The sequence below is a fragment of the Clostridium mediterraneense genome (assembly GCF_900091705.1).
GTDB classification, from domain to species: domain Bacteria; phylum Bacillota; class Clostridia; order Clostridiales; family Clostridiaceae; genus Sarcina; species Sarcina mediterraneense.
Map to the genome: position 1 here is coordinate 1147523 of NZ_LT594785.1, position 19931 is coordinate 1167453.

The following is a 19931-nucleotide window of genomic DNA, read 5'->3' on the forward strand; positions in this document are numbered from 1 at the left end:
ACAAATATACTAAGTTTGTTAACAAATATACTAAGTATTAAATATAAAAAAAGCTTATAAAAGTATTTAAGGATAAGAAAAACTCTAAATTTAAGCTAAAATGGTCAAATTTGTTTTTGAGACTAAATGAATTTAGCAATATAATATAATAGGAATAAAATATGAATAAAAATTAAATAGGAGATGATATGGATTGAAAGATGGACAGATTCAGAATATGTTGTCTCGTAGAGAAAATCTTAAGTATAAATTAATACTTGAGGGTGCTATTATTGGATTAATAGCAGGATTTGTTATGGTTTTATATAGACTATTAACAGAATTGATTTTTTCTAGAGCAAAAGAAATATATTCCTGGGCCGGAAATAATGTATGGCGTATAGTATCTGTTTTTGCTATTTTAATAATTTTAGGATTTATTGTTGGTAAAATGGTGAAAAGAGAACCTATGATAGCAGGAAGTGGTATTCCTCAGGTTGAAGGTATTTTAAGTAGAAATCTTAAAATGAATTGGTTTAAAATTCTTATTTATAAATTTTTAGGCGGAATTATAGTTATTGGATCAGGATTATCAGCAGGTAGCGAAGGACCATCAGTTCAAATGGGAGCATCTGTTGGACAAGGTTTTAGTAAACTTTTCAAGAGAATAAATATTGAGGAAAAGTTTTTAATTACAGCCGGTGCATCAGCTGGGCTTAGTTCAGCATTTAATGCACCATTATCTGGAGCTATATTCGCTTTAGAAGAAGTTCATAAAAATTTCTCACCACTTGTATTAATGTCAGCGATGACATCTTCACTTGTTGCTGATTTTGTACTTAAAGCTATATTAAATCCAGGTTTATCATTAGATTTTGGAGTATCAATGCCTACATTAGATTTAAAATACTATTGGGCATTAATTTTACTTGGTATTGTTATAGGGATAGGTGGAGCTATATTTTCTAAGGGAATAGTTATTATGCAAGCTATGTATAATAAAATGGTGAAAGTTCCTACTTATATAAAAACAATTATTCCATTTGTTTGCACAGGGATAGTAGCTTTAACATTACCAGAATTATTAGGTGGAGGTCATTCACTTATAATGAGCTTACCCAATGGTCATTATACTATATTATTCTTATTAGTATTATTAGTATTTAAGTTTTTATTTACTATAGTTTGTTTTGGATCAGGAGTCCCAGGAGGAATATTCTTACCATTATTAGTTCTTGGGGGAATAGTAGGTGATATATTTGGAATAATATTCTGTCAAGTAATGGGACTTCCACATATATTTATTTTAAACTTTATAATACTTGCTATGGCTGGAAATTTCGCTTCATCAGTTAAAGCACCAATAACAGGTATGGTTTTAATAATGGAAATGACAGGTTCATTTGAACATTTACTTGCTTTAGCAGTTGTAGTTATAGTTTCTTATATAACATCAGGTATTTTAAAGATGGAACCTATATATGAAACTTTACTTGAAAAACTTCTTGATAAAATAGGATACAAAAAATCAGAAGTATTATCAACTAATAAAACTTTAATTGAAACACCTGTAGAAGTAGGTTCAGAAATTGAAGGAAAATTAGTTAAGGATATACATCTTCCAGATTGTTGTTTAATTGTATCTATTAGAAGAGGAGAAAAAGAAATTATTCCTAGAGGAAATACAAAAATTATGGCTGGAGATTATATTGTGATTATGTCAGGAGAAGATAAAGCTCCAGAGATGATTGATATATTAGAACATATATCAGTTGCAGAATAAAATAAATTAATATTAAAAAAAGCTATCTTGTAAAGATAGCTTTTTTAGTTAGTATTTAAAACTAATTTATATGAGAATAATTTTTTTAATATTAATAATGATATTAAAAGACAAATAAACTCTGCTAAGGTAGTTGAAATCCAGATAAATGAACTACCAAATAAATTAGTTAATAGTATAAGCATAATTATTGTAATAACAGATCTTGAAATTGATATTATAGTTGCAAATAAAGGTTTTTCTATAGATGCACAGAAACCAGAAATAATAATATTAAATCCAAGAATAATAAATGAGAATGAATAAATTTTAAATACAGAACACGCAAAAGTAAATAGGCTAGTATTAGTTTTATCTATAAATACTGAGACTATACTTCCAGTAAATAAATAAGATATTAAGAATGAAATAATTGAAATAATGAAAATAGTTATAAGGCTTAATTTTAATATATAGTTTACTGAATTCTTTTCTTTCTTTCCATAATAAAAACTAGTTAATGGTTGCATACCTTGGGTTATACCTATCATTGTCATTATAATAAAGGTACTTACATAACTTATAACACTATAAGCAACAACACCATTTTCACCTATATTAGTTAATATTATTTGATTAAATAGTAAGATTACTATTCCTGTAGCAAGCTCTGTTAAGAAATCAGGAAAACCTATAAGGATTATCCTTTTAATTTCGGTTAAATCAATTTTAAATTTTGTAAATTTTATATTAGCTCTACTGCTTAAAAAGTGAGCGATAAATATAATACTTGATAATGCTTGAGAGAGCCCAGTAGCAAAAGCAGCACCTCTAATTCCCATATTTAATTTAATTACAAAAATATAATCCAGAATTATATTAGTTAAAGCTGCAACTGCAACTCCAATTATAGATAAATAAGGGAATCCATCAGTTTTTGATAGAACTTCTAAATAATAAGCTACCATGAAAAAGCCATTAAAGAATATTATAATTCCAAGATATTGTTTAACATAAGTAATTGTAGTAATATCTGCACCTAAAAATAATGCTATGTTATTTAGATTTAAATAACTTAAAACTAATATTACAACAGATAGTAAAACTAAAAAGCTGATTATTAAAGAGAAAATATTATTAGCTTTTTCTTTTTTTTCTTCCCCTAGATATATTGCTATAACTGTAGAACTTCCTATTGAAAGTAATATAGATATTGCAAATATAAAATTTATAAATGGCATGGATAAATTAACAGCAGCAAGTGCTGTAGGTCCAACACCTTTACCAACGAATATACCATCTATTATTGTGTAAAGTGAGAATACCCACATAGCTACCACTGATGGTAATAAATAATTGATAAATTTTTTTCTTAAAGTTTTTTTATAACTTAAACTAGACAAAATATCACATCCTTAGTTATAGTTTAAACTATAGTATAATACTAGGGTCAAATATAATTTTAATTTTTGGAGTGATTGAAAGATGAAGGAATATTATAAAATTGGTGAAATATCAAAGATATATAATATAGGGAAGGATTCGCTTATATATTACGAAAAGCTAGGAATTCTTAATCCTATAAGAGATAAAAATTCTTATAGACTATATAGTATCTCAGATATATGGAAGCTTAATCTTATTAAAGAACTTAGAGAATTAAATTTTTCAATGAAGAAAATTAAGGATTATATAGATAATAGAAGTATAGAAACTACTAGAAATATACTTTCAGAGGAAATTAAGCTTATAGATAAAAAGATAGAAAGTTTTAATAGAAGAAAGAATGAGATAAATAATAGGCTTAAGATAATTGATTCTGATATTTTAGAATCTAATTTTGATAAGATTGAACTTAAATATATAGAACAAAGAGAAGCTATTCGTTTAAATGGAGATATAAGAAAAGATGAAGAGGCAGATTTCCTTATAAAAAAATTACATGAGAAATTTGAAGGGAAGTTTAATATTCTTGGAAATAATAATATAGGTTCTATTTTTTCCTTAGATAAAATAAGAGAAGGAGATTATGATTATTATAAATCAGTATTTTGTTTTTTAGATAATGATGAAGATAAAGAATTCTGTAATATGATTTTAGATAAAGGTTGTTATATTTGCTATTCTTATAAGGGAGATTATTTTAAGAAAAGAGAGATTTTTGCAAAGTTATTTGAATATATAGCTTTGAATAATCTAGTTATAAAGAATGATCCTATTGAGATATATAAAATTGATATACACGAGACAGCTATAAAAGATGAATTTATAACAGAGATCCAAATTGAGGTAGAAAAGTTTTAGGTATAAACTTCTATTATAAAAAATTATATTAATTCAAATGATATAATTAAAGGAGTGATTAATTATGCCTAAGAATAGTAAGAAAAATAGTAAGTTAGATAATCTAAAAGGTTTTAAAAAAGATGATAGTAATCAATTTAAGCAAAATTTAAATAATAAAAATACTTTTGAAGAAAATAAGGTAACTGTAAATAATAGATTCCTATAAGTTAATATAATAGAAAAGAGCTATTTAATATAAATAGCTCTTTTTTATTTGCTTAAATAATTATATAAAATAAATAATTATTTTTAAATTTTGTCTTTATTTTGTCTAAAAATAACATAATATGGGCATATTATTACATAGAATATAATTAAGTATTATTCAGATAAGGGAGGCAAATATGGGGTATAAAAGTATATCAATAAAAAAAGCTTTAACATATTTAAATAACCCAATTGAGCAAGGTGGGTTTTGGATACCAAATGTACAAAGAGAATTTATATGGAAGGAAGAACAAATAGAGAAATTTTTTAATTTAATTATGAAAGAGTATCCTATAGGTCTTTTTTTAATTTTAAAGACAAAGAAACAAGTGAAGTATAGAAGATTTGTTAGTACTTATAGTGAAGGGGTAAATACTATTAGTAGTGCAGAACCTATAACTGATACTCAAAAGCTTTTAATTTTAGATGGGCAACAAAGATTTCAAAGTTTATTTATAGCTTTAAATGGAAGTTATAATGGAAAAGAACTTTATTTTGATGTATTAAGTGGAAGAGAAACTAATAAAGATGGAATTAAATATAAATTTAAATTTATAAAAGAAAGAGAAGCAGATGCTTATTGGGTAAAAGTTAAGGATGTAGTGAATTCAGATTGTAGAGGTAATGTTACTAGAAGACATGTAATTTCTGAAATAAAAAGAAAAATTAATGAAGAGATGACAGAAGAAATTAAGACAATTATTGATGATAATTTAGATCAGCTTATAAATTGCTTTGTAAATAAAAAAGCTATATGTTATAACATTTTAGATAATGTAGAACATAATGGACTTTATACTAATGAGGATATTTGCGAAATTGTAAGTAAATCAAATTTATCAGATGGATTAGTGAAAAAAGATGAACTTATGATGGTTTTAGAATAATGGAAAGTTCGAAAAGCTCTCTATAAATTAGAGTGCTTTTTTTATTTGTAAATTTTATCTATAAATAATCATATCCTAAAGTGTAATGATTAATAGAGATTTAAGCAGGAGGTAATTATGACTTATTTAGTAACAGTAGTAGTTATTTCTTTTATAACTTTACTTATAGCATTTTTTATAGGGAAAGGAATTCTAAAAAAAGATGCTGGAAATGAAGAGATGAAAGAAATATCAACTAATATATCAAATGGAGCTATGGCATTTTTAAATAGAGAGTATAAGTATTTAGCTTTCTTCATAGTTTTAGTAGCTATAATAATATTTATATTCTTAACTTGGGAAACAGCAGTTAGTTTTGTGGTTGGAGCTGTTTTTTCTATTGTAGCAGGTTATGCAGGAATGAGAATAGGGGTTAAGGCAAATGTTAGAACAGCTGAAGGAGCAAGAAAAAGTCAAAATGATGCTTTATCAGTAGCTTTTTCAGGTGGAGCAGTTATGGGACTTGCTGTTGTAGGACTTGGAACTTTAGGCCTTGGAGTACTTGCTATGGTATTTGGACTTGATAAATTAGGTATAGAAAACATAACAGGATTTGGTCTAGGTGCTTCTTCAATAGCTTTGTTTGCTAGAGTTGGTGGTGGAATTTATACAAAGGCAGCTGATGTTGGAGCTGATATAGTTGGGAAAGTTGAAGTGGGAATACCAGAAGATGATCCTAGAAACCCAGCTGTTATAGCTGATAATGTTGGTGATAATGTTGGTGATATTGCAGGGATGGGAGCAGATCTTTTTGAATCATATGTTGGTTCAATTATTTCAGCTATTACTCTTGGAGTAGCTGTTAGTGCTAATGTAGATTATAAAAATGCTTTAATATTTCCAATACTTATAGCAACTGCCGGAATAGTTGCTTCTATAATAGGAATATTTTATGTGAAACTTTCTAAAGGAAATAATCCACAGAAGATTTTAAATACTGGAATGTATATGGCATTTGGAATAATGATAATTTTATCTGCTATTTTAAGTAATAGTCTTCTAGGTAATTTTAAAGCTTTTATTGCTGTAATGATAGGAATAGTTACAGGAGCAATTATAGGTAAAATAACTGAAATTTATACTTCTGATGAATATAAATCAGTTAAATCAATTGCAGATAAATCTGAAACTGGGGCAGCAACAAATATAATACAAGGTTTGGCTGTTGGAATGAAATCTACAGTTTTCCCTATAATTATTATAGGAATTGCAGTTATTATTTCTTATATGAGTATGGGCGGCTTTGATAGTGCTACTATGGGACTTTATGGTATATCTTTATCAGCAGTAGGTATGCTTGCAACATCTGGAACTATAATTTCAGTAGATGCTTATGGTCCAATAGCAGATAATGCAGGTGGAATAGCTGAAATGGCTGGACTCCCAGATGAGGTAAGAGAAATAACTGATAAATTAGATTCAGTAGGAAATACAACAGCTGCAATAGGAAAAGGATTTGCAATAGGTTCAGCAGCTCTTACAGCTCTTGCTCTTTTTGCTTCATATGCCAGTGCTGTTAATATAGATTCTATTAATTTACTTAATCCTTTGACTTTAGTTGGATTATTAGTTGGATGTATGCTTCCTTTTTTGTTTGGAGCATTAACTATGCAGGCTGTTGGAAAAGCTGCTACACAAATGGTTGAAGAAGTAAGAAGACAATTTAAAGAAAAACCAGGTATTATGGAAGGAAAAGAAAAGCCAGATTACGCTAAATGTGTTTCTATTTCAACAGAGGCATCATTAAAAGAAATGATACTTCCAGGAGTGCTTGCAATAGTAATACCTCTTGGAATGGGATTTTTATTTGGAGCTGAAGCACTTGCAGGAACTATAGCAGGTGGCGTAGGTACAGGAGTTCTTGTTGCTATTTTTATGTCAAATGCTGGTGGAGCTTGGGATAATGCTAAAAAATATATTGAAAGAGGAAATCATGGAGGAAAAGGTAGTGATGCTCATAAAGCATCTGTAGTGGGAGATACTGTAGGTGATCCATTTAAAGATACTTCAGGACCTTCTATGAATATTCTTATAAAACTTATGACTATTGTATCAGTAGTATTTGCTAGTGTAATAGCAGAGTATGGAGGAATAATAGTTAATTTATTTAAATAGAGTAATTAATATTTATAAAAAATAAATGCACAATTTTAATTATTAAATTGTGCATTTTATAAAATAATTTATTTAATTAAGCTTTATCTAAAGAGAAATAGAACATAACTCCATTATCAGTATTTACTGAAGCAAAATCACTTTTATGAAGTTCTAAGATATTTTTAGTAATAGATAGTCCAAGTCCAGAACTACCAGAATCTCTAGTTCTAGAATTATCTATCTTATAAAATTGAGTCCATATTTTTATTAAATCATCTTCAGATAAAGTTACACCTGTATTTTCTATATAGAAATATATTTTATCTTCTTTATTTTCTAATTTTATATTTAGGTTTTCACCATTTGGACTATATTTAATAGCATTTGTAACAAAGTTAGTAAGTACTTGTTCAATCTTAAATGAATCACCTTTCACATTGTAATGATTATTTTCATCAAACTTATAATTTAATTTTAAATTTTTATCAGCAAAGCTTGAGCCATGCTTATATAAAATATTATCTGTTAAATCTTTTAATGAAAATTTAGATATAATAAGTTCTGTTTTACCAGATTCTAATTTAGTTAAGTTTAACATATCTAAAACAAGTTTATTCATTTTATTAGCTTCATCCATTATTACATCTAAATACATATCTTTAGCTTCATCATCTACAATTCCATCTTTAAGACCTTCTGCATATCCTGAAATTATTCCAATAGGAGTTTTAAGCTCATGGGAAACACCAGCTATAAAATTCTTTCTAAATTTTTCAAGTTCTCTTTCTTTTTCAATTTCTTTTTCTAAAGATTCATTTTTTATTTTTAAGTCTTCAAGAGCAGTGGAAAGATTACTTGATAAGAAATTTAAAGTATTAGCTAGATTACCTATTTCATCATCTCTTTTTACTTCACATTTTTCAGAAAAGTCCATACTACTCATTTTTTTTGCTGTTTGATTGAGCTTTAAGAGTGGTTTAGAAATAAAGTTTGAGAATATGTAAGAAAGTAAAAGGCAAAGTAAAATAAGTACTAATAAAATAGCCTTATAAAAGTCATTAATTATAGCACTAGCTTCCTCAATTGGCTTAAGTGGAGAAATAGCTATAAGAATTGAATCACTTTTACTATGAAAAGAGAATGGTGCCATAGAAACTATATTTTCAGTGGAATCATCCTTAAGTACAGTTGTTATAACTTTATTAGAATTTAAAAGTGTATCTGTATATCTTTTGTCATAATATAGCTTATTAAATATTATATTTAATTTTTCATTAAGTTGTTGATTATGATCTTGTCCAACAACATATTTCATTCTTCCATCTGTAGAGTAAATGGCTATTTTAGCAGTGTTTTCTGCATCAAATATAGCCATTCCTGTATTAAGTTGTGCTTGATCAGTATTAGCTGAGTATTGGTATAATGATCTAAATTTTAAAAGAGCATTTTGTAAATCATCACTCTTTTTATCTATGTAATACATTTGGAAGAAAAAACTTTGGAAAATCATAAATCCTATTATTAAGGAAGACATTAATCCAAATATTATAAGTATAAGTTTACTTGAAATACTATTTTTTATCTTTAACTTCAAATTTATATCCACTTCCTCTAACTGTTGTTATATATGAAGATTTATGCAAAAGTTTTTCTCTAAGTCTTTTTATATTTGTATCTACTGTTCTTATATCTCCAAAATAATCATATCCCCAAACATTATCTAAAATTTTATCTCTTGATAATGCAATCCCTTTATTAGAAGTTAGATATAGAAGTAGATCATATTCTTTTGGTGATAATGAAAGCTCTTCACCATCTAATATAACTTCATGAGATAATTTGTTTATTTTCAACCCATTAAAATTAGAGATGTTCTTATTTATTATGTCATTTTCTGTTCTTTTTAAAATAGCATTAACTTTTGCTATAAGTACCTTAGGACTAAATGGTTTAGTAACATAATCATCTGCACCTAGTTCATATCCATATAGTTTATCTTCTTCTTCTTCTCTTGCCGTTAGAAGAATTATAGGTATATTTGAAACAGAACGTATAGTTTTGCAAACTTCAAAACCATCTATTTTAGGCATCATTATATCTAAAACTACTAAGTCTATATTAGTTTCAGAAAAATTTTTTAGGGCTTCTTCTCCATCTCCAGCTTCTATTATATTAAAGCCATCTCTCCTAAAGTAATCTCTTAAAAGAATTCTTATTCTAAGTTCATCTTCAACGATTAGTATATTTTTGCTCATTTTAAATAATCACCACAAAATTGTATTGCTTTTATCTCATTTAATATTATACAATGAAAATTGAAATTTAGTAATTAGAAATTGGGAGAAGTTTTAATGGATAGATGGAATTTTGATAATAAAGAGCATATATTAGACAATGGTATGAAAATAATTACAATAAAAAGAAAAACTAATATCGCAGCTGTAAATATTGGTGTTAATATAGGTTCACTTTTTGAAGATATCACCAAAAAAGGGATATCACATTTTTTAGAACATATGATGTTCAAAGGAACTAAAAATAGAGATAATGAAAAATTAAATGAGCAGCTAGAAAATTTAGGTGGAGAATATAATGCATATACAGATAATTCAACTACTGTTTATAGTATTAGCTGTTTAGTAGAAGAAATTAAAAATGGTGTAGAGTTACTAGCAGATATGCTTATGAATTCTACTATGGATGAAAAGGAATTAGAAAAGGAAAAAGGAGTTATATTAGCTGAAATAAGAAGTAGTAAAGATAGTGTAGAAGATTTAAGTTTTAGAAGACTTAATGAATTTTCTTTTTCAAACTCAGCTTTAAGATATGATGTTTTAGGGCTTGAAGAAACTGTTGCAGGTTTTACTAGCGAAGATTTATTGGATTTTTATAATAAATATTACAGACCTGATAATTCAACTGCTGTTATTGTAAGTCCATTAGAACATGAAGAAGCTTTTAATATATTAAATGAATCATTTAAAGATTGGAATGGAAAAACAGCAGAAAAAATTGATTTAATTAAAGAAAAAAATAATCCCGGTGTATTTACAACTTATAAAAAACAAATAGAGCAAAGTACAATAACTTATTTATATTCTTTAAGTGATATAGAAGAAAATGATGAAATGGCTCTTAAGATTTTAAGTCATAAGCTTGGTGAAAGTTCAAATTCTATTTTATTTAGAGAACTAAGAGAAAATAGGGGACTTGCTTATGATGTATATACATGTTTAGATTTAAGTAGTAATATAAGAGTGATGAATATTTTCACAGCAGTAAGTGAAGAATCAGTAGATGAAACAAAAATAGCTATAGATGAAGCTATATATGATATAAAAAATGATATTATTAGTTTCGATGATAAAACTTTAGAACTTATGAAAAAGATTCATAAGACAGCAGTATTATCTACATTAGAAGATTCTTCAGAACTTTGCAGTTATGTTTTAAATCAGAGTTTAGAGGGACTTTCTATAGATGAGTTTATAAATGATATGGATAAACTAAAATCTTTAAGGAAGGAGGATATAACAAGAGTTGCTAATAAATATTTAGTAAATCCTACAGTTCATATATTAAAGTCAGAGGAGTAATTTATGAATAAGATTACAGATATAGAAGTACAAAAAAGAAATAAGGATAGAGTTAATATTTATATAGATGGTGAATTTACATTTGCTTGTGATGCTGAATTTGTTTATAAAGAAAAATTAAAAACAAATCAGATAATAGATATAGAAAAAATAAAAAGGATTCTTATAGAAGATGAAATAAAAAAATGTAAATCAACAGCTCTTAGAATTATAGAGAGAAATTATAAATCAGAAAAAGAAGTTTATGATAAGCTTTTAGAAAAAGGTTATGATCAAGAGGTTATATATATTGCTTTAGAGTTTTTAAAAAATTACAATTATTTAGATGATGCAAGATATGCAAAAATGTATATAAAAGATAGATTAAGAACTCAAGGAGCTAATAAAATAAAGTATGACCTTATTAGAAAAGGCATAAATGNGTATGAAAATAATTACAATAAAAAGAAAAACTAATATCGCAGCTGTAAATATTGGTGTTAATATAGGTTCACTTTTTGAAGATATCACCAAAAAAGGGATATCACATTTTTTAGAACATATGATGTTCAAAGGAACTAAAAATAGAGATAATGAAAAATTAAATGAGCAGCTAGAAAATTTAGGTGGAGAATATAATGCATATACAGATAATTCAACTACTGTTTATAGTATTAGCTGTTTAGTAGAAGAAATTAAAAATGGTGTAGAGTTACTAGCAGATATGCTTATGAATTCTACTATGGATGAAAAGGAATTAGAAAAGGAAAAAGGAGTTATATTAGCTGAAATAAGAAGTAGTAAAGATAGTGTAGAAGATTTAAGTTTTAGAAGACTTAATGAATTTTCTTTTTCAAACTCAGCTTTAAGATATGATGTTTTAGGGCTTGAAGAAACTGTTGCAGGTTTTACTAGCGAAGATTTATTGGATTTTTATAATAAATATTACAGACCTGATAATTCAACTGCTGTTATTGTAAGTCCATTAGAACATGAAGAAGCTTTTAATATATTAAATGAATCATTTAAAGATTGGAATGGAAAAACAGCAGAAAAAATTGATTTAATTAAAGAAAAAAATAATCCCGGTGTATTTACAACTTATAAAAAACAAATAGAGCAAAGTACAATAACTTATTTATATTCTTTAAGTGATATAGAAGAAAATGATGAAATGGCTCTTAAGATTTTAAGTCATAAGCTTGGTGAAAGTTCAAATTCTATTTTATTTAGAGAACTAAGAGAAAATAGGGGACTTGCTTATGATGTATATACATGTTTAGATTTAAGTAGTAATATAAGAGTGATGAATATTTTCACAGCAGTAAGTGAAGAATCAGTAGATGAAACAAAAATAGCTATAGATGAAGCTATATATGATATAAAAAATGATATTATTAGTTTCGATGATAAAACTTTAGAACTTATGAAAAAGATTCATAAGACAGCAGTATTATCTACATTAGAAGATTCTTCAGAACTTTGCAGTTATGTTTTAAATCAGAGTTTAGAGGGACTTTCTATAGATGAGTTTATAAATGATATGGATAAACTAAAATCTTTAAGGAAGGAGGATATAACAAGAGTTGCTAATAAATATTTAGTAAATCCTACAGTTCATATATTAAAGTCAGAGGAGTAATTTATGAATAAGATTACAGATATAGAAGTACAAAAAAGAAATAAGGATAGAGTTAATATTTATATAGATGGTGAATTTACATTTGCTTGTGATGCTGAATTTGTTTATAAAGAAAAATTAAAAACAAATCAGATAATAGATATAGAAAAAATAAAAAGGATTCTTATAGAAGATGAAATAAAAAAATGTAAATCAACAGCTCTTAGAATTATAGAGAGAAATTATAAATCAGAAAAAGAAGTTTATGATAAGCTTTTAGAAAAAGGTTATGATCAAGAGGTTATATATATTGCTTTAGAGTTTTTAAAAAATTACAATTATTTAGATGATGCAAGATATGCAAAAATGTATATAAAAGATAGATTAAGAACTCAAGGAGCTAATAAAATAAAGTATGACCTTATTAGAAAAGGCATAAATGAAAATTTAATAAAAGATGCTTTTAATGAAATGGAAGAGGATATTGAGAGTGAAGTAGCTATGAATTTAGCTATTAAAAGATATGAAGTATTAAAAAAGAGAGAAACAGATAAATATAAATTATCACAAAAGCTATATAGATTCCTTGTTGGAAAAGGATATAATTTTGAGCTTGTTAGTGATGTAGTAAGAAAAGTAACTAATGATGATTTTGAGGAGGGATATTATGAAGGCTAGTTATTTAGATATTTTAGTAATAGCTATTTTCTTAATAACTCTTGTTATTGCGTATTTTAAAAAGTTTAATAAGAATGCTTTAGTATTAGACTTTATGTTTGGAGCTAGAGTTATTCTTTCATTTGTATCAATTTATATAACATATTATTTAGCTAGAAATATACAAATTATTGAAAAAGGAATATCTATTTTAATCTCAGAACTTGAGAGATATATAGTTTCACCTGTAGTAACTACATATATAGTAACTGTTGCATATTATGCAATCTTTAGTTATATAATATATCAAATTTTAAATTCATTCTTAGGTGGATTTAGAAGAATTTTTATAGATTCATGGATTTCTAGAGTAGAAGCTCATAAGTCTATGAATGGTAGCAAAATTTCAGGTGTAACAGGCATTATTCTAAATATAACTGCGGCCTTTGCATATGCTAGTATTATATTAATAATAGCTGTTATACTTAGTTCACAAAAGATTATTAATATTGAAGGACAATCTATATTTGTTCCTAAGAGTTTAGAGAGTTTTGTACAAGGTGATGATACTGTAAGTCCATTTAGTTTAACTAAAAATAAAGTTAATGATTATGGAGTAGTAACAGAAAATGGTGAATCAGGATCAAATAATAAACAAAATGTAATAGTTTATTATAATGGTGTTACATTACCACAAGCTGTTAAGAGTGATTCACAGATTAATGCTACAGCAAGAGAAGTTACTAAAGGTGCTAAGAATGATTTAGAAAAAGCTAGAGATATATACAACTGGATAGAAGCTAATATATCTTATGATAATAATAAAGCAGATGAGATAACTGAAAATGATGGAAAAGGTATGAAATCAGGTGCAATAGAAGCATTTAATAATAAATCAGGAGTTTGTTTTGATTTTGCTAGCCTTTATGTAGCGATGGCAAGAGCAGTAGGCCTTCAGGTAAGAATAGTTTCTGGAGAAGGTTATACAGGAACAGAATGGGGACCACATGCTTGGAATGAAGTTTATATACCAAGTGAGAAAAAGTGGATACCAGTAGATCCTACTTTTGCAAGTTCAGGAGATTATTTTGACAATGCAGATTTTGATCAAACACATAGAGATGCCAAAGTTATAGGACAATGGTAAAAAGTAAGGAGTATGCTAGAAAATAGCATGCTCCTTATTTTTATAACATTTCTTTGTTTAATTTTTTAGTTATTAGCCTTATAGCTTTTTCACAATCTTTATCATTATTATCTAAAGCCCATGCTAGATTAAAAAATCTTAAAGCGCTTTGATTATCTTTTTGCATTGAGTAACAGTATGCTAAATTGAAAAAATATTTTGATTCCTTACAGTATTTTATAGCTTCTTTTATCATTTCAATTGCTTTATCAAATTCTTTCAATTTTATATAACAAACACCGGCATTATAATATGAGTGAGCTTCATACTGATTATTTTCAATAGCTTTATTATAATAATCTAAAGCTATTGAATAGTTTTGATTGTTATAAAATTCATTAGCCTTTGAAAAATAATTCATTTTATTCCTCCTAATAGTATTAATTACCTATATTATTAACAATGTATCTTTATAATATACTTTATATAAAATAATAATATGTCGAGTTTAAAATAATATTAATTAAGCTATTAAAATAGGCTTTGAATTAATTATTAAATTTATTGACATCTTATATATTTAAATAGTATTATAGGATATAGAAATTAATATTTATAAAACAGTGATAAAGAGGAGTAGAGATAGGAAGAATTTTTAGAGAGGAAAATCCTAGGCTGTAAGATTTTCTAAATTTGATATCTTGAAGGTAGCTTTTGAGTTTCTTTAGTGAAATTAAGTAACTAAAGACGGCAATTTCAGTCGTTAGTTTAGAGAGCCCTTATTTTGAGGGAAAAAAGGTGGTACCGCGAAACTTTCGTCCTTTTATGGATGGAGGTATTTTTTTTCGCTATTTTATAGGTATTAACTAAAAATAGGTAAATAACTAGGCTGTAAAAAGTCTAAGTAAATAAATTTTGATAGTAGGGAGGAATTCTATAATGGATAATATGGATCAAAAAAATATTTCAACAACTTATAATCCTAAAGAATTTGAAGAAAGACTTTATAGAACTTGGCAAGAAAAAAAATACTTTACTCCTAAAGTAGATAAAACAAAGAAACCTTATACAATAATAATGCCACCACCAAATATAACAGGTAAGCTTCACTTAGGTCATGCTCTTGATAATACATTACAAGATATGCTTATAAGATTTAAGAGAATGCAAGGTTTTGAAGCTTTATGGTTACCAGGTGAAGACCATGCAAGTATTGCAACAGAAGTTAAAGTTGAAAATGAACTTATAAAGCAAGGTCTTTATAAAAAAGAAATGGGAAGAGAAGCATTCTTAGAAAAAGTTTGGGAATGGACAGAAGAATATAGAGAAACAATAAGAGGTCAACTTAAGAAAATGGGTTGCTCAGCAGATTTCTCAAGAGAAGCATTTACTATGGATGAAAATCTAAGTGCTGCTGTAAGAGAAGTTTTTGTTAAGCTTTATAATGAAGGGCTTATATACCAAGGAAATAGAATTACTAACTGGTGTCCTAAATGTCAAACAGCTCTTTCAGATGCAGAAATTGAATATGAAGAAAAAGAAGGTAGCTTCTGGCATATTAAATATCCAGTAGTTGGATCAGATGAATTCCTTGAAATTGCGACAACAAGACCTGAAACATTACTTGGAGATACAGCAGTTGCAGTTAATCCAAATGATGAAAGATATAAGCATTTAGTAGGAAAAATGTTAAAGCTTCCTTTAACAGATAGAGAAATTCCAGTAGTTGCTGATGATTATGTTGATTTAGAATTTGGTACAGGAGCTGTTAAAATAACACCAGCACACGACCCTAACGATTTTGAAGTTGGACTTAGACATAAATTACCTCAAATTAGAATTATGGATGATAGTGGAGTTATTAATGAACTTGGTGGAAAATATCAAGGACTTGAAAGATATGAAGCTAGAAAAGCTATGGTAGCTGATTTAGATAGTGAAGGATTACTTGTTAAAGTTAAACCTCATACACATAATGTTGGAACACATGATAGATGTGGAACAGTTATTGAACCAATTATATCAAAGCAATGGTATGTAAAGATGGAATCACTTGCAAAACCAGCTATTGAAGTGGTTAAAGAAAAGAAAACAAAATTTGTTCCAGAAAGATTTGAAAAGACATATTTCAACTGGATGGAAAATATCCAAGACTGGTGTATTTCAAGACAATTATGGTGGGGTCATAGAATACCAGTATGGTACTGCAATGATTGTAGAGAATTAACAGTTGCTACAGAAACACCAAAATGCTGTAAACACTGTGAATCAACAAATATAGAACAAGATAAAGATGTTTTAGATACATGGTTCAGTTCAGCTCTATGGCCTTTCTCAACACTTGGATGGCCAAATAAGACAGAAGATTTAGAATACTTCTATCCAACATCAACTCTTGTTACAGGATATGACATTATTTTCTTCTGGGTTGCTAGAATGATATTCTCAGGAATTCATAATATGGGAGAATCACCATTTGAAACAGTTTTAATTCACGGAATTATAAGAGATGAACAAGGTAGAAAGATGAGTAAGTCTCTTGGAAATGGTGTAGATCCATTAGAAGTTATAGATGAATATGGTGCAGATGCTTTAAGATTTATGCTTGTAACAGGAAATGCTCCAGGAAGTGATATAAGATATATACCTGGTAGAGTTGAAGCAGCAAGAAACTTCGCAAATAAGATTTGGAATGCTTCAAGATTTGTTATGATGAATCTTGATAGAGAATTAATGAATAAATATAAAGATAATAAAGACTACAGCCTTGCTGATAAGTGGATATTATCAAGAATGAACAGTATAGTTAAAGAAGTAACTGAAAATATGGAAAAATATGAACTTGGAATAGCACTTCAAAAGGTTCATGATTTCTTATGGACAGAATTCTGTGATTACTATATTGAACTTGTAAAACCTGTATTATATTCAGATAATGAAGCAGATAAGGGAAGAGTATTTAATGTTCTTTACACTGTTTTAAATACAGGACTTAAGCTTTTACACCCAGTAATGCCATTTATCACAGAAGAAATATACACACATCTTAGTCAAGAAACTGAATCAATAGTAATTTCAGAATGGCCAGTTTGTGATGAAGCTATGATAAATGATAAAGCTGAAAAAGATATGGACTTTGTAATGGAAGCTATTAAATCACTTAGAAACTTAAGAGCAGGAATGAATGTTGCTCCTTCAAGAAAAGCTAAGGTATTTGCTTATGCTTCAGAAGAAGCAAAAGATGCTTTCAAAAATGGAGCTGCATATCTTGAAAAACTTGCATCAGCTTCAGAAGTTGAATTCTTAGATAATAAGGACAATTTAGCAAATAACTTAGTATCAGTTGTTGTTAAGGGTGGAGAATTATTTTTACCACTTCTAGACCTTGTTGATAGAGAAAAAGAACTTGAAAGACTTGCAGGAGAAAAGAAAAAATTAGAAGGTGAAATTTTAAGAGTTGAAAAGAAACTTTCTAATGAAAAGTTTGTAAGTAAAGCACCAGAAGCAGTTGTTGCAGAAGAAAGAGCTAAGGGTGAAAAATATAAAGAAATGCTTGAAGCAGTTCTTGAAAGAATAGAAGCATTAAATTAATAAAGATAAAATTTGGAGGAATAAATCATGGAGTATAATGAAGCTATGGAATATATAGCTAGCACTTCACGATTTGGTATGAACTTCGGCCTTGAAAGAGTAGAGAAAATGCTTGAACTTCTTGGCAATCCACAAAAAAAATTAAAATGTATTCATATTGCTGGAACTAACGGAAAAGGTTCAACAACAGCTATGATTGCTTCAGTTCTAAAAGAGGAGGGGTATACAGTAGGAATGTATACTTCTCCTTATTTAGAAGAATTTGAAGAAAGAATGCAAATCAATGGAGTTAATATACCAAAGGAAAAGCTAGCAAATCTTATAACAAAAATACAAAAGGTAACAGATGATGTAATAGAAGCTGGATTTGATAATCCAACACAATTTGAAATTATTACAGCTCTTATGTTTTTATATTTTGCAGAAGAAAATGTTGATTTTGCAGTTATTGAAGTTGGACTTGGAGGAAGACTTGATGCAACTAATGTAATAGACCCAGTTCTAACAGTTATTACTTCAATAAGTTTTGATCATATGAATATTTTAGGTTCAACAATTGCAGAGATTGCATATGAGAAATGTGGAATAATAAAAAATGCTCCTGTTATTTCATATCCTCAAGTAGATGAAGCTATGAAAGTTATAGAAGATACATGCAATGAAAAGAATGTTAAGCTTATAAAGACTGATGTAAATGATATTAAAGATGTTATTGTTGATAAGGTTAATAATTTCCAAAGAATAAGTATTGATGTTGAAGGTGAAGTTATTGATATAATTACACCACTCCTTGGAGAACATCAAGTAAAAAATACTTTAGTTGCAGTAAATGTTATAAATGAATTTTCAAAGATTTATAAAAAGATAGATACTGAGATATTAAGAGCAGGTATTTTCAGTACTAAATGGATAGGGAGAATGGAAGTTTTAAGAAAAGAACCTACAGTTTTATTAGATGGAGCTCATAATGTAGATGGAATTAAAAACTTAAAAGCTTCTATCTCAAAATATTTTGATTATGAAAATATGATTTTAGTATTAGGTATCTTAGGGGATAAAGAAGTTAAAAAGATGACTACAGATATTTCAGAAGATGCTAAAGTAGTAATTTTAACTGAACCACATAGTGAAAGAGCAGAAAGCTTAGATGTTATGGGAGAATACCTAGAAGAGATAGGTAAACCTTATGAAAAGATTTTAGATTATGAAGAAGCGTATAAGCGAGCACTTACTATTGCTGGAGAAAATGATCTAATTCTTATTTGTGGTTCTTTATATATGATTGGAGATATGAGAAAGACTATAAATAAAAAATAAAAATCTTGTAGTAATATTTTGGTAGTGGTAGAATTTTAAATATAGATAAAATGTAAATTTTATATGAGATATGAGGAGTTAATTACTATGAATGATAATTTTAATTTTTATACACTAGGAGAAGAAATAGCTAATGCGATAACTCATGGACTTGGACTTTTATTAGCTATTGCTGGGACAGTAGTTCTTATAGTTATGGCAGCTTTTACAAAAGATCCATATAAAATAGTAAGTGTAAGTATTTATGGATTTACATTAATAATGCTTTATTTAGGTTCTACATTGTATCATAGTATTCCAGGTAGGACTGCTAAAAAGGTTTTTAGAATAATAGATCATTCAACTATATTTTTATTAATAGCAGGTTCATATACACCATTCACATTAATAGTTTTAAGACAAGGAATAGGGTGGTATATATTGGGTGCTATTTGGCTTATAGCTATAATTGGAATAGTATTTAAAGCAGTTTGTATGGATAAATTATCAAAGCTTTCAACATGGTTATATATACTTATGGGATGGACTATTGTGATAGATATAAAAAATGTTATTTCAAATTTAGAAGTTTCTACTATAGTATTATTAGTAGCAGGTGGACTTTCATATACACTTGGGTGTATATTCTTTGCTAAAGATGATTGGAAGTTTAATCATGCTATATGGCATTTATTTGTGATGGCTGGTAGTATATTTCAGTATTTTGCTATAATGCAGATAATATAAA

General features: G+C 27.5%; 17 protein-coding genes and 1 other annotated feature. Of the genes, 13 read left to right on the top strand and 4 right to left on the bottom strand.

The window, feature by feature from the left end:
• Positions 1-193: 193 nt before the first annotated feature.
• Positions 194-1762: a ClC family H(+)/Cl(-) exchange transporter gene (locus BN8917_RS07555; protein ID WP_407641392.1), complete on the top strand. Its 1569-nt coding sequence runs from the start codon at positions 194-196 to the stop codon at positions 1760-1762.
• Positions 1763-1806: 44 nt separating this feature from the next.
• Here the strand turns inward: BN8917_RS07555 and BN8917_RS07560 are convergent, their stop codons facing one another.
• Positions 1807-3144: an MATE family efflux transporter gene (locus BN8917_RS07560; RefSeq protein WP_235829987.1), complete on the bottom strand. Its 1338-nt coding sequence runs from the start codon at positions 3142-3144 to the stop codon at positions 1807-1809.
• An 82-nt stretch (positions 3145-3226) separates the two neighbouring features.
• Between BN8917_RS07560 and BN8917_RS07565 the strand changes: the two genes are divergently transcribed.
• The 4 genes from BN8917_RS07565 (at position 3227) to BN8917_RS07575 (ending at position 7335) form a co-directional block, all read left to right on the top strand.
• Positions 3227-4045 carry a MerR family transcriptional regulator gene (locus BN8917_RS07565; RefSeq protein WP_066872784.1) on the top strand — a complete coding sequence of 273 codons (819 nt, stop codon included), beginning with the start codon at positions 3227-3229 and terminating at the stop codon, positions 4043-4045.
• Between the two features lie 64 nt (positions 4046-4109).
• Positions 4110-4253, top strand: a complete 144-nt coding sequence (locus BN8917_RS14360; RefSeq protein WP_159426733.1) for a hypothetical protein — start codon at positions 4110-4112, stop codon at positions 4251-4253.
• Positions 4254-4431: 178 nt separating this feature from the next.
• The gene (locus tag BN8917_RS07570) at positions 4432-5181 is read left to right on the top strand and encodes a DUF262 domain-containing protein (RefSeq protein WP_066872788.1); all 750 of its coding nucleotides are present in this window, start codon (positions 4432-4434) and stop codon (positions 5179-5181) included.
• 117 nt (positions 5182-5298) lie between these two features.
• Positions 5299-7335 carry a sodium-translocating pyrophosphatase gene (locus tag BN8917_RS07575; protein WP_066872791.1) on the top strand — a complete coding sequence of 679 codons (2037 nt, stop codon included), beginning with the start codon at positions 5299-5301 and terminating at the stop codon, positions 7333-7335.
• Between the two features lie 76 nt (positions 7336-7411).
• Here the strand turns inward: BN8917_RS07575 and BN8917_RS07580 are convergent, their stop codons facing one another.
• Both BN8917_RS07580 and BN8917_RS07585 read right to left on the bottom strand, forming a co-directional pair.
• Positions 7412-8911, bottom strand: coding sequence for a HAMP domain-containing sensor histidine kinase (locus tag BN8917_RS07580; protein ID WP_235829989.1), 1500 nt, complete (start codon positions 8909-8911; stop codon positions 7412-7414).
• Entirely contained in the window at positions 8889-9572 is a 684-nt protein-coding gene (locus tag BN8917_RS07585; protein ID WP_066872794.1) for a response regulator transcription factor, read from the bottom strand. Before BN8917_RS07585 ends, BN8917_RS07580 begins: the two co-directional genes overlap by 23 nt.
• A gap of 96 nt (positions 9573-9668) precedes the next feature.
• On the opposite strand from BN8917_RS07585, the gene BN8917_RS07590 reads away from it, so the two are divergent.
• The 5 genes from BN8917_RS07590 (at position 9669) to BN8917_RS07610 (ending at position 14317) form a co-directional block, all read left to right on the top strand.
• Entirely contained in the window at positions 9669-10913 is a 1245-nt protein-coding gene (locus BN8917_RS07590) for a M16 family metallopeptidase (RefSeq protein ID WP_066872797.1), read from the top strand.
• A 3-nt stretch (positions 10914-10916) separates the two neighbouring features.
• Positions 10917-11369 carry a RecX family transcriptional regulator gene (locus BN8917_RS07595; protein WP_066872800.1) on the top strand — a complete coding sequence of 151 codons (453 nt, stop codon included), beginning with the start codon at positions 10917-10919 and terminating at the stop codon, positions 11367-11369.
• A complete protein-coding gene (locus BN8917_RS07600; RefSeq protein ID WP_066875412.1) occupies positions 11338-12534 on the top strand; it encodes a M16 family metallopeptidase in 1197 nt (398 codons plus the stop codon). Before BN8917_RS07595 ends, BN8917_RS07600 begins: the two co-directional genes overlap by 32 nt.
• 3 nt (positions 12535-12537) lie before the next feature.
• Positions 12538-13191: a recombination regulator RecX gene (gene recX / locus BN8917_RS07605; protein ID WP_066872803.1), complete on the top strand. Its 654-nt coding sequence runs from the start codon at positions 12538-12540 to the stop codon at positions 13189-13191.
• Complete coding sequence (locus BN8917_RS07610; protein WP_066872806.1) at positions 13181-14317, top strand: transglutaminase-like domain-containing protein; 1137 nt, start codon at positions 13181-13183, stop codon at positions 14315-14317. The genes recX and BN8917_RS07610 overlap by 11 nt, the downstream gene beginning before the upstream one ends.
• A 40-nt stretch (positions 14318-14357) precedes the next feature.
• Here the strand turns inward: BN8917_RS07610 and BN8917_RS07615 are convergent, their stop codons facing one another.
• Complete coding sequence (locus tag BN8917_RS07615) at positions 14358-14717, bottom strand: tetratricopeptide repeat protein (RefSeq protein WP_066872809.1); 360 nt, start codon at positions 14715-14717, stop codon at positions 14358-14360.
• A gap of 193 nt (positions 14718-14910) precedes the next feature.
• Positions 14911-15122: a binding site (T-box leader), on the top strand.
• Positions 15123-15244: 122 nt separating this feature from the next.
• Between BN8917_RS07615 and BN8917_RS07620 the strand changes: the two genes are divergently transcribed.
• The 3 genes from BN8917_RS07620 (at position 15245) to trhA (ending at position 19930) form a co-directional block, all read left to right on the top strand.
• Positions 15245-17887 carry a valine--tRNA ligase gene (locus BN8917_RS07620; RefSeq protein WP_066875415.1) on the top strand — a complete coding sequence of 881 codons (2643 nt, stop codon included), beginning with the start codon at positions 15245-15247 and terminating at the stop codon, positions 17885-17887.
• Positions 17888-17914: 27 nt separating this feature from the next.
• Positions 17915-19204: a bifunctional folylpolyglutamate synthase/dihydrofolate synthase gene (locus BN8917_RS07625; RefSeq protein WP_066872813.1), complete on the top strand. Its 1290-nt coding sequence runs from the start codon at positions 17915-17917 to the stop codon at positions 19202-19204.
• An 87-nt stretch (positions 19205-19291) separates the two neighbouring features.
• On the top strand, positions 19292-19930 hold the full coding sequence (gene trhA / locus BN8917_RS07630; RefSeq protein WP_066872816.1) for a PAQR family membrane homeostasis protein TrhA: 639 nt from the start codon (positions 19292-19294) through the stop codon (positions 19928-19930).
• Position 19931 lies beyond the last annotated feature (1 nt).